Source organism: Telluribacter humicola, assembly GCF_017355935.1.
GTDB lineage: Bacteria > Bacteroidota > Bacteroidia > Cytophagales > Spirosomataceae > Telluribacter > Telluribacter humicola.
Genome location: NZ_JAFIQT010000003.1, coordinates 489,085 through 501,547 on the forward strand (window position 1 = coordinate 489,085; position 12,463 = coordinate 501,547).

The 12,463-nt window shown below is 55.1% G+C and carries 7 protein-coding genes; 4 read left to right on the forward strand and 3 right to left on the reverse strand.

Annotation, left to right across the window (positions count from 1 at the left end; all coding sequences use genetic code 11):
* Positions 1 to 105 precede the first annotated feature (105 nt).
* Positions 106 to 2,412, forward strand: coding sequence for a penicillin-binding protein 1C (pbpC, locus tag JUB14_RS17375; protein WP_510187063.1), 2,307 nt, complete (start codon positions 106 to 108; stop codon positions 2,410 to 2,412).
* Between the two features lie 4 nt (positions 2,413 to 2,416).
* Here pbpC and JUB14_RS17380 read toward each other — a convergent pair whose 3' ends face one another.
* Complete coding sequence (locus JUB14_RS17380) at positions 2,417 to 3,685, reverse strand: hypothetical protein (RefSeq protein ID WP_207507772.1); 1,269 nt, start codon at positions 3,683 to 3,685, stop codon at positions 2,417 to 2,419.
* A 177-nt stretch (positions 3,686 to 3,862) separates the two neighbouring features.
* On the opposite strand from JUB14_RS17380, the gene JUB14_RS17385 reads away from it, so the two are divergent.
* The 3 genes from JUB14_RS17385 (at position 3,863) to JUB14_RS17395 (ending at position 10,733) form a co-directional block, all read left to right on the forward strand.
* A complete protein-coding gene (locus JUB14_RS17385) occupies positions 3,863 to 4,297 on the forward strand; it encodes a nuclear transport factor 2 family protein (protein ID WP_207507774.1) in 435 nt (144 codons plus the stop codon).
* 388 nt (positions 4,298 to 4,685) lie between these two features.
* Complete coding sequence (locus JUB14_RS17390; RefSeq protein WP_207507776.1) at positions 4,686 to 10,121, forward strand: alpha-2-macroglobulin family protein; 5,436 nt, start codon at positions 4,686 to 4,688, stop codon at positions 10,119 to 10,121.
* A gap of 132 nt (positions 10,122 to 10,253) precedes the next feature.
* Positions 10,254 to 10,733, forward strand: a complete 480-nt coding sequence (locus JUB14_RS17395) for a hypothetical protein (RefSeq protein ID WP_207507778.1) — start codon at positions 10,254 to 10,256, stop codon at positions 10,731 to 10,733.
* Positions 10,734 to 10,824: 91 nt separating this feature from the next.
* Here JUB14_RS17395 and JUB14_RS17400 read toward each other — a convergent pair whose 3' ends face one another.
* Positions 10,825 to 11,373 carry an REP-associated tyrosine transposase gene (locus tag JUB14_RS17400; protein ID WP_207507780.1) on the reverse strand — a complete coding sequence of 183 codons (549 nt, stop codon included), beginning with the start codon at positions 11,371 to 11,373 and terminating at the stop codon, positions 10,825 to 10,827.
* Positions 11,374 to 11,473: 100 nt separating this feature from the next.
* Positions 11,474 to 12,355 (reverse strand): glycoside hydrolase family 16 protein, encoded by an 882-nt coding sequence (locus JUB14_RS17405; RefSeq protein ID WP_207507782.1) that lies wholly within the window; start codon positions 12,353 to 12,355, stop codon positions 11,474 to 11,476.
* Positions 12,356 to 12,463: the final 108 nt, after the last annotated feature.

Consider the following 12,463-nt stretch of genomic DNA (forward strand, 5'->3'; position numbering starts at 1 on the left):
AAGGGGAAATAGATAAATTTTCCGAATAGAGACAAATAGAATTGTGGATTTGTGGCGTTACCTTCACCAACTACTCATCCTCTCTGACCATTGAAACCCGGGTACTTGCTTCGGACCAACCAGTGGCTGCGCTCCCGCATCCTGTGGGCGTTGCTGACAGTGCTACTGCTTGTGGTTGTAGCTGATAGGATGTTCCCGTTCCGTCCGGCTGTGTCCTACTCTACCCAAATCACCGCGGCGGATGGTACCCTCCTGCACGCGTTCCTGAGCCCCGACGACAAGTGGCGCCTCTACACCCAGCTATCTGAGTTGACACCCCTGCTGCGTAAGACCCTTATTTATAAAGAAGATAAGTACTTCTACTACCACCCGGGTGTGAATCTGCTGGCGATGGGGCGGGCTGCACTGCGTAACCTCCTAACCGGACGCCGTACTTCCGGCGCCTCTACCATTACCATGCAGGTAGTACGACTACTCGAGCCACGGCATCGTACCTATACCAGCAAGCTAATAGAAGTAATACGGGCCCTGCAGCTGGAATGGCACTACTCCAAAGATGAAATCCTGCAGCTGTACCTCAACCTGGTACCCTACGGTGGAAATATCGAGGGCATCAAAGCTGCCTCGCTGCTCTACTTCGGTAAGCCTCCGCAGCTCCTGAGCCTGGCCGAGATCACCGCCCTGACCATAGTACCCAACCGCCCGTCGAGCCTGCAGCCCGGCCGGCATAATACCCGGCTGCGTGAGGAGCGCAACCGCTGGCTGCGGCAGTTTGAGAAAGAAGCACTGTTTGAAAAGAGTACCATTGAAGATGCGCTAAATGAGCCGCTGCATGTACGTCGGCTCCAGCCCCCGCGCCGGGCCCCACACCTGGCGTGGCGGCTAAAACGGGAGCAGCCGGGACAACCGGTAATTCATACCACTGTACACCCCCAGCGACAGGCCCAGACCGAGACGCTGGTACGGAACTACGTCAATCGCCTCCGGTCGCTCAACATCCATAACGCGGCGGTGGTAGTGGTGAATAATCAGACCGGAGCCGTAGAGGCCTACGTAGGGTCGGCGGATTTTAACAATCCATTCGATGGAGGCCAAGTGGATGGGGTGCGGGCGGTGCGCTCGCCGGGAAGTACCCTCAAGCCCCTGCTGTATGCCACGGCTTTTGATAAGGGGCTGCTGACGCCCAAGTCGGTCCTGAATGATGTACCTACCAACTTCGGCGGCTACGAACCCGAGAACTTCGACCAGCGGTTCAATGGGCCTGTCACGGTGGAGTTCGCCTTGGCCAATTCGCTGAATATACCGGCCGTCAAAGTCCTGAAAGATCTGCATACCTCCACGCTGGTGGAGCAACTCCGGAAGGCACAGTTCCGGACGGTACATAAGCAGGCACGGGACCTGGGGCTGTCGCTGATCCTGGGCGGTTGCGGTGTTACGTTGGAAGAGCTGACCCAACTTTTTGCGGCCTTTGCCCACGATGGTCAGTTCCGCCCGCTGCGTTATCTGACCGATGCAGATACTACCCGGGGCGAAGCGCTTACATCCTCTGAAGCCTCCTTCCTGATCACCAATGTACTGACGCAGGTGGTCCGCCCCGACCTGCCCACTAATTTTGACCACACGTACCACCTGCCGCGCATCGCCTGGAAAACGGGTACCTCCTACGGCAAGCGCGATGCCTGGAGCGTGGGCTACAACCGCCGGTATACCGTAGGAGTATGGGTAGGCAACTTTTCGGGGGAAGGGGTACCGGAGCTAAGTGGAGCTACCATCGCTACGCCGCTGCTGTTCGATATCTTTAATACGCTGGACTACAACTCGCCCCGGGGATGGTACCATCCTTCGGCTAATCTGGCCTCTAGAACCGTGTGCGCCGCCAGCGGCGATATTCCGGATGAATTTTGTGAGAATAAAATAGTTGACTACTACATTATGGGCGTATCACCCTACCGGCGTTGCCAGCACCGGCGCTGGGCCTTTACCGATGCCGCCCACAAAAGTACCTATTGCACTCACTGCCTACCTGAGCAGGGGTACATCAGTCAATCCTTCCCCAACCTCGCGCCGGAGCTGATTGCCTACTACGAAAGCAAGAAGGTACCTTACGAGAAGCTGCCTCCGCACCACCCGGCCTGCGAACGGGTATTTGGCAAGGGGGCACCACTTATTGTAAGCCCCAATGCCGATAGTGAATATTACTTACCGGTCGGCGAGGCTCAACAGCTCCAGCTAAGCTGCCAGGCTGCCAATGATGTGCAGGAAGTATACTGGTACGTTAACGATCGCCTGCATCAGCGTAGCTCGCCCGGCGAGGCGGTCTTTATCAGTCCGCCGCCGGGCCGGGTCAAAATCTCGTGCAGCGACGACAAGGGTCGTAACTCGGATGTATGGATTGTGGTCAAGAAACTGTAGCCCACTACCAGGAGTAGTGCAACCCTAACTGCGGCAGCGATACGACACCGTTATCAGCCGTCGGGTAGGTAGGCCGTAGCATGTATACACCTACATCGGCTTTCAGGTGGCGGCTCAGGCGGATGCTGACACCCGGCATAAAAGCGATGAACTGCCAGGCGTGCCGGTAATTGTCGCCGGTTTCCTGACCTATGAGGTAAGAAGCCTCCACAAAGGGCGAGAAAGCCGTAGTACTAATGTGGTACCGCGCCATGGGCCCCACCGCCCAGCCCCGCAGGGGCGCATCGATAGGTACTATGGTTGAATAAGCACCAAAGCCTACCGCTCCAACCAGTACCCGATCCGTTACGAAGTGTCCCCCTTTAAGTGCTACGTTGGCAAAGCTCCCCCCGGTCTGGTACGGTATGGCTACTCCCGAAAAACCTACCATAGTCGACCCGGTCTTGAAGTCGGCCCAGTTAGCGTTGCGCCGGGTCGGAATGGCTACATTATAGGGTGTTAGGAAGTTACCCTTCTGCTTCCAGTTCAGGCTTTGCTTGTACCCGACCTGCAGCGAGGCAAAGCTCCCCCGGCTCACAACGTTGGCCTTGTACTTGATGCCATTTAGGTCCAGCTCGCGGGTCGAGATACGGAACAGGTCGCGGAGGCCGTTGTTATACAGGAACTGCAGCGTCAAGGCACGGTACTGGCCTATCTTGTAGTCCAGACCTCCCCGCAGGGTAAAGGCAAAGCCATTGTTGCGGGTATGGGCGCTTACCAGCTCATAGTTATATACGTCGCCCGGCCAGTAGCCGTCAGTCATGCGGTTGGTGCGCTCGCGTACGAAGCCATCGTACCGGTTAACGATCAGACTAGCGTCTACGCCGCCGTTCAGGATGAAGCGTCGCCAGAAGAGGCGTGAGTTGTAGGTCAGGCCCACATTGAGGTTAGCCGGCGAAAACTGCGTATAGCCGTTATTACGCCCCCAGCCACTGATGGTACCGGTGGAGTCACGGTAAATAAAGCTGGTACGGGTACCTACCTTGAGGTTGGCGGTACGTACGCCCAGCCGAAGCGACAGGTGCGGCGTGAGGCTCCGTTCCGCCGAGAGGTCAAATGCTGCCCCCACCCGATTGGGCGCTTCAAACTGTCCGGAAGGAATGGGTTTGTCGGAGTAGAGCCGGTTGAGTGATACGGAAGGTCCCAAAGAGGTACTCAGCCGCCAGGGGCTTTGTGCCATGCCTAGTGTTACACTACCTACCACCAAAAAGAAGACGCGTAAAGTTTGTTTCATAGGCACGTATCAATATCAATCTGAACTAATACTAAAATACTGATTAGAAGCATTTCATGACATACCTTTTACTAAAACATCTTCTAAAATGTTTTGACCTGCGGGCGCTTTTCTGCAGATTACTTTCTAAAGATCATCATGTTGGTCCGGCTACTATCAAACTCTCTGATTTTTAAGATGAAAAAGACACTTTTTATCGCTCTGTTCTTACTAAGCATCCTCCGCGCCTACGCCCAGTCAGGAGGCGCCCCTGCCTATGACCCTACCACCAGCGCGAACCTCTTTTTCAACGCGCTGCTGGAGGAAGATGCGACCACCCTGAGCAGGCTGCTTACGCCGGACTTTGGTATCGTAAGTTTTGATGGGAAGATCATAGACGGAGGTACCCTGGCCCAGTCGCTGGCCGGGGGTTTTATAGTAATTGATGCAGGATCTATATACAGCCTACAGACCCGTACCTATGGCGAGGCGGCCGTGACGAATGGTACCTGGCAGGTAAGAGGTACCTTCCAGAACCGTGGCTTTGACACCGAAGTTGTATTTACCGTTGTATCCGTGAGGCAGGGCGGTAGCTGGAAGGTAGCCTCGGTACAGATGACGCCTACGCGGTAGTACTTTCGGTTTCAGTTACGGATAAAATTAGAGTGTTTACATCTTAATCACTAATCTCTGGTCTGTGTCCCCACAGATATTTACAAGGTACTGAACTAAGCACTTGTGAAGAATCAACATCTTCCACTTGGCATCTTTAAGAATGAATTTATAGGGAAAATCTTTCGGAGCTCTCTTTATAAACAGTAAGTCTGTGGGGACACAGACCACGGTGAAGGTGACACCTACCCAGTAGTATCTGCTTCCAACCATTTTTATAAAAAGCCGCTCTTCTGTAAAAATGGGACGGCTATTTATTTTTCTGACAGAGAAATAGCTAACTTCCACCACTACTTCGTTAGTACCAAACTATCATTGTTCCTCATCCTTCTTTATCAAGATTTTCGTCATGAAAAGGTATACGGCCGTTGCCTCCTTCCTGCTCACCGCGCTGGTGGGCCTGCTGATCCATAGTTGTGCGTCGTGGAATGAGGTAAGGGTGGTGGGGACGAACTTTACGGACGAAGTCAAGCTTTCGCAGAATCTGGTATTCACCTTCAACAAAGACCTGGTGCGGGAGAGCCAGCTCAATGGGTGGGACTCCACGCAGTACGTACAGTTTGAACCGGCGGTACGCGGTAAGTTCCGGTGGACGGCCCCTAACGAGTTGGTATTTTCACCCACGGCTACCTTCGGTGCGGCCACTACCTACAAGGCCCACCTCACCGACCAGCTACTCAAGCACGCTGCCCAGGAAGAAAAATACAAGGTAGCCGACGAGGCTATAGCCTTCCATTCACCATTTCTGCAGCTCATCGAAACCCAGAGCTGGTGGACGCGCTCCCGCGAGAGTGGCCGCCCCGAAGCCCGGCTCCGCCTCTCCTTCAACTATCCCGTAGAAACCCAAGCCGTAGCCGAACGGCTCCGCCTCAGCCTGCGCGATGCGGCGATGGACTTTAAGGTACTTCCCTCCTCCGACGGCCGTACTGTGACCATAGCCCTGACCAACACCGGCAGCGCCGACCCGAACCCGCTCTCCCTAACAGTGAGGGTAGAAAAAGGACTTAAAACCACTACCGCTAACTACACCACCTCCGAACCCCTCGAGCAGACCACCAGCCTGCCCTCCCCTTTGCAGCTGGAGGTAGCCGACGTCCAGACGGGCTTTGAAAATAATCAGGGGTACATCCGCGTCATCACTACCCAGGAACTGGCTCCCGAAAGTCTGGAAAGCGGATTCAGCCTCACGCCCACCCTCGCCACCCACACCGAGCCAACCGAAAACGGCTTCCTCATCCGGGGTGAATTTAACGAAACGGATACCTACGTGCTGGCGCTTACTACGGGGCTGCAGGGGGTACTGGGGCCAAAGCTGGAAGAGGAAGTTTCGCGTGATCTGTTCTTTGGGAAAATGCCCGCGGGTATCTCATTCGCTAACAAAAAAGCCATTTACCTTACTCCCAAAGGCTCTAAGAACATTGGGGTACAGATCGTGAACGTGCCGAAGGTACAGGTGCGCATCGCAAAGGTATATGAGAACAACATCCTGAACTTCGTCCGGACCAACCGCTTTGAGGAGTACGACTACCAAAATGAGCAGTGGCAGCCTACAGGTACCTATAACTACAGCGCCGACGAGCAGGGCCTGTACTCGGATATCGTAGTGGACAAGACCGTCGAAACCGAAAACCTGCCCCGCAGCAAGGGCATCTCTGCCCTGAACATCGCCCTGCCCGACCACAACGAACGCCGGGGCGTGTACCTGGTGTCTGTACATTCCAAGGAGGAGGCGTACCTGGGCTCAACGAAGCTGGTATCGGTGTCGGATATTGGCCTCATTGCCAAGCAGGGGAAGGACGAGCTGTGGATTTTTGCCAATTCTATCAAAACCACCGAGCCACTGGCGGGTGTGGAGGTGACGCTGGTAAGCAGCAACAACCAGTCGGTCTATACCGTCGAGACCAACGGCGACGGCGTAGCTCACATAGAGAAGCTGAGCGAAAAAGCGCCCGGCTTTCAGATGGCACTCATTACCGCCCACACCAAAGACGACTTTAACTACCTCCTGCTGCAGGATACCCGCGTCGAGACCTCGCGCTTTGAGGTGGAAGGGGCAAGGGACAATCCTTCCGGTCTGCAGGCCTTTATCTACGGCGAGCGTGATATGTACCGTCCGGGCGAAACGCTGCACTTCAATACGGTAGTACGTACCCAGAACTGGCAAAGCGCCGACAACATTCCGCTGAAAATACGCCTGGTGACACCCAACGGCCGCGAGTACCGCAGCTGGCGCAAGAGTACCAATGCACAGGGCGCGGTGGAAACCACCGTACCGATGGATGCCGCCGCCCTCACCGGTACCTACACGCTGGAAGTGTACAACGCCAACGAGGTACTGCTGGCCTCGCAGTCGGTGAGTGTGGAGGAGTTCATGCCCGACCGCATCAAGGTGGACCTGAGCGGTGCCCGGAAAGAATACACCTCCGGCCAGACGGTCAGCCTCACCGCCACCGCCCTGAACCTCTTCGGTCCACCCGCCGCTAACCGAACCTACGAGATGGAGTCGCAGCTCAAGCGTAAAGGCTTTACAGCTCCCGCCTTCCCCGAGTTCAGCTTCGACATTCCCGCCGAAACCAGTTTTGAGCGCGAGCAGCGCCAGGGCGTCACCAACGCGCAGGGGCAGGCCACGGAGGCTTTTGTACTACCGCCCGGCTATAAGGACATAGGAGTACTGGAAGGGAAAATCTACGTCACGGTCTTTGATGAGAACGGCCGCGCCGTCAACCGCCTGCATCGCTACGAGGTAGTGACGCAACCGACATTTTACGGCATTCGCCTGGCCAATAGTTACGTGGGCGTGAATGCCCCGGCTCCGGTAGAGGTCATAGCCGTAGACAAAGCCGGACAGCTCAAAAAAGGAGCCAACGCCACCGTGGAGGTAGTGCGGCTCGAGTACCAGACCGTGGTCGAGAAGCAAAACGAGGAGCTACGCTATACTTCGCGCAAGCGGGAGAAGGTAGTATTCTCAAAATCACTAAACCTCAACTCCGGCCGCGAAACCTTCCGCTATGTACCTACCGTCTCCGGCGAGTACGAAGTACGGGTACGTCGGCCGGGGGCTGCCCACTATGCGGTGTCCAAGTTTTTCGCCTATGGCTACGGCTTTACCGAGTATTCTTCCTTTGAGGTGAGCAACGAGGGCCGGGTACTTATGGAGGTGGATAAGGAGAAGTACCGGGTGGGCGAAACGGCCAAGGTACTCTTCAAGACACCCTTTGACGGACGACTGCTGGTGACCGTGGAGCGCGACAAGGTACTGGAGCAGCATATTATTCAGACCCAGAAGAAAGCCGCTGAACTCACCATCAAGCTCTCCGACCAGTACCTGCCCAACGTGTACGTGACGGCTACGCTCATTCGTCCGCTCGATGCTTCGCAGCTTCCCCTTACGGTAGCGCACGGCTTTGCGCCCATTCAGGTAGAGGCCCCCGACCGGCACCTGGACGTACAGCTCACGGCGGTGGCGCAGTCCCGCTCCAAAATGACCCAGCGCATCCGCGTCCGGACCGAACCGAATACGCAGGTGACGCTGGCCGTGGTGGATGAGGGTATCTTACAAATCAAGAATTTTAGGACGCCCGACATCCATGGGTACTTTTATCAGAAACGGGCGCTGGAGGTTAACAGCCACGACCTGTACGCGTTCCTGTTCCCCGAGCTGAACTTCTCTGGTACGTCCAGCACCGGGGGCGACGGCTACGACCTCGAGCGACGCATCAATCCGCTGAGCAACGGCCGCACCCAGCTCGTCACGTTCTGGAGCGGCATCCTGACCACCAACAGCAGCGGCGAAGCCCAGTTTGACGTTAACATCCCCCAATTCAGTGGCGACCTGCGCGTGATGGCGGTGGCCTATAAGGGCAACGCCTTCGGCTCGGCCTCGACCAACATGAAAGTATCCGACCCGGTGGTCATCAGTGCGGGAGTCCCCCGCTTCCTGAGCCCCGGCGACGAGCTGGTACTTCCCGTCAATATCAGCAATACAACCACCAGCAACACCGCCGTTACCACTACCCTGGCACTGAGTGGTCCGCTGAGCGCGATAGAGCAGGCCAAAAGCACACTGCCCGTGCCCGCGGGTCAGGAGGTACGTACTACCTTCCGCATCAAGGCCGGTACAGCTATGGGTACGGGTAAGGTACTGGTGAAGGTCAATGCATTTGGTGAAACCTTTGTGCAGGAAACCGAGCTGACCATCCGGCCCGCTTCTCCCCTGCTCAAGACCAGCCAGTCGGGCGTCATAGCGGGCGGACAAGCGGGTACCATCGGACTCACCAACCCTTTTATACCCGGCACCGCCCGCAGTCAGGTGGTCCTGAGCCGCTCGCCGATGGTACAGACCAGCGGCAAAGCGCTGGCTACGCTACTGGGGTACCCCTATGGCTGCCTGGAGCAATCTATCTCCAGGGCCTTCCCCCAAATCTATTTTGCGGACCTGACCAAAGTTATGGCCAAAACGCCGGTATACCTGGTCAGCCGGGGCGAGAGCGACTTCAACCCGGTCACGAACGTACAGCAAGCCATCCGTCAGGCGGAGTCGCAGCAATTGTACAACGGCGGCTACGCCCTCTGGCCCGGCGCTACTGAGGCGGACTGGTGGGTAACGGCCTACGCCGTCCACTTCCTGGAAGAAGCCCGCCGCGCCGGATTTGAAATCAACGAAGCCAGTTTCAGCCGCGCCCTCGACTACCTCACCACCAAAACCGGTACCCCGGCTACTAAGGAAACACGTATAGAAACTGAAGACGGGAGTCAGGTACGTAAGGTGGTGGCCAGCCGCGAGAGCATCTACTCCCTGTACGTGCTGGCGCTCACGGGCCGCCCCAACCGCTCGGCCATGAACTACTACAAGCAGAACCCCGCTCTGCTGACCACCGATGCCTGCTACGTACTGGCCGGGGCCTTCCAGCTCACCGGCGACACCCGCAGCCAGGCTGCATTGGTACCTAGAAAATACACGGCTGAGGCCAACGGTATCGCTGCCACCAACGACAGCTACTCCTCACCCCTGCGCAACCTCGCACTGGTGCTGAATACCCTGCTCGAAACCGACCGTGACAACCTGCAGGTACCCCTACTGGCGCGGCAGCTCTCGCAGGCAGTGCAGTCAGCAGCGTTCCTCAATACGCAGGAGGCGGCTTTCGCAGTACTCGCTTTGGGTAAGGTGGCTAAAAAGACCGCCAACTCTACCGTCACGGCCACGGCACTGGCTAACGGAAAGCCCGTGGGTACATTTGATGGAAAGGAGCTATCACTGGAGAAAGGAATGGCCGGACAGAAGCTGACGGTCCGGACGCAGGGGCAGGGTGACCTGTACTGGTTTGCGCAGACGGAAGGCATCAGCGCTACGGGTACCTACACCGAGGAGGACCAGGGTCTGCGGGTACGCCGCCAGTACCTGACGCGCGACGGTCGCCCAGCGGGTACCCTCCGTCAGAACGACCTCCTGGTGGTGAAGCTGAGCGTGGTAAGTACAACAGGGCTACCCATTGAAAACGTAGTGGTAACGGATCTGCTACCGGCGGCCTTTGAAGTAGAAAACCCACGCCTGACCGAGCCCCGCGACATGCCCTGGATAAAGAACGCTGCTCTACCCGACTACTTCGACATCCGCGACGACCGCATCCACTACTTCACCACCGCCACCGAGCGCGAGCAGCACTTCTACTATCAGGTACGGGTGGTATCGAAAGGTAACTTTGCGGTAGGCCCCGCCTCCGCCGACGCCATGTACCTCGGCCAGTACCGCAGCTATTCGGGAGGTCGGAAGGTGATGGTGGAGTAGTTTTTATTCGCGGCTGCGCGCCCCGGTTGCAAACGCTAGGTGATACCACCCCGATTACAAATTGGGGTGAGCGATGAGCGGGAGTGAGTTGTATGTAAATACGTATTATTCTTTTAACCTTCATTTTTAACAATGTTGATCGACAAAGAAGATTCTGAATATTTAAGAAGCGAAGGTTTGATTGTTGATGGATATTTTGGAGGCCTTATCATTGGAAATAGCCATGAAATAGGAGGCATTCCAATACTATCACATGCAGAAGGTGAATCTTACGAGCTAGTAGCAGAAATGGAAGGCTTCGAGTTCTTGATGAATGTAGTTGCTTCTTCTAAATACCACGAAAGGATTACAGAGATCAACAACGAATTAGCTGAGATCAAAGCTAACATCTCAATCGAAATGCTGTGGAACAACTTAGGAGAACAATATCCTGAATTAAAGATTGTGAATACTCTCATTGAAGACAAGACTACAATTTTCAAATCAAAATTCGTCTTGATCCACGGCCAACAATTCATTGTGAATAAATATTCATCTCTAATGTACTACGAGGAGTTATACAAAATGAACCATAGGTGTAAGTCACAGCTGCCAATGATGCTAGGCTACTAATTACTAAGCAGTTGGAATATAACCCCGCTAACCCCGATTTGCAATCGGGGTTTCATCTACTAGCGTTTGCAACGCTAGTAGATGAAACATCCTATAACAACTCCATATCCAACAGGCCCTTCAGTCCAGCATAGTTTCGGGAGGAGCTAAATAGATAATGCTCCGGCTCCTCTACGAGCAGATTACGCACCGGATTCTGGTGAATGTAGTGCAGCTTTTCCAGCAGAAAGGCCTGCGAGCTACATTCCTTAGCCTGGTTTCCATCCTGCCAGAACTTATACTCCTTCACATTCGACTGGTACTTTCCGGCGTAGGCAAAGCGTTGGAGCATCCAGTCGCGGCGGCTTTCCGGCTCTTCCTGAATCGCTTTTACCAACTGCTTGGACGTATGTTTTTTCATATCCCGCAGAATATCTGAAAGGTTGTACCCATCGTCTGCGGTAGCTAATAGGTGCAGGTGGTTGGACATAAGGCACCATCCAAATAGTTGTAACCCTTTCTGCTGCTGGCAGTAGCGTAGTGAATCAACTATAATGTGCCGGTACGTGGGACGGCTGAATACATCCACCCAGTCCACTACCGTCATGGTGAGGAAATAGGTACCTCCGGGATTATGAATGAAGTACTGGCTGCTGGGCATAAAGCGTTTTTTGTTGGACGTCGTATTAAAGCGTTGTAAACGCTAATAAAGGCAACCCCCGATTGCAAATCGGGAATAGCCAGCACAATCCTCGTCAGCCTTACTTCTTCATAGGCTCATACGACATCCAATCTACTTCCAATGGGTAGCGGTCGCGCGGCTTTTCGAGCGACTGGGGGTTCGTCTCGACCGACCAGTTGTTTGTATGCCAGAAGTTCATCCGGTAGCGCGAGGCATGCTGCGGAATTCCCAGAGATGATCCCTGATAATCCCAGAGTACGATTTTGTCGCCCGTGGTCGGGTGGAGCATCCACCAGCGGATGCGGTCGGGGTACCAGTCGAAGCCGTAGGTATAGAAGCGGGCCGAGGCGTCGTAGTCCGGGAGGGCGGTAATGCGTTCGGGCTGGTTCTGGCGTCCGGTCAGCGGGGTAGACTGCCCACTGTGGGTCACCCTATGGATGGTGTTGTAGATGGTACCTTCGGCCAGGTTGATCGTACGCCCAATCCGCACCAAGGAATCGGTCGGGCCCGTCCAGGTACCTACGTAGATAATCTTGGGATCGGCCAGGAGCCATTCAATATCAATTTCGCTCAATCCGGGAATACTGTCGACGTGGTAGGTAAAGTACCCCACCACCGCCCCGACGTTGGGTTGGGTCTGGTGGACATCCGGAATTTTGAGTCGGGCAGAGTAAGTACCAAAATGGGTGAAGTCTTTAGAAATAATCTCCGGCCCCTTCCCCGCGCCCGCTGGCTCGTCGGGATCAAGCTGAAACAAGAGTACCTTCGTAGTTGGCTCCGACGGCGCGGGTACCCCAGACTTCCATTTAAAATCAGCCTTAGTTCCGGTGGAACCATACCTGAAATTTTGGAGCGATGATTTACTGAAATCTTCCTTGAAAGCAGCGTGGTACTTTTTAGGCTGGGCGTTAGCCGTCAGGCCGACTATCCAAATGAGAGTGATCAATAGTAGTCTTTTCATGTTGCTTTGTTTGGACACGATGAAATGGGAGCGTTTGCAAAATACGAAAAGGACGCCACGTTTTAGAAGTAAGCTCCTGGTATAGTTAACGGAAAATACGTTGAATCA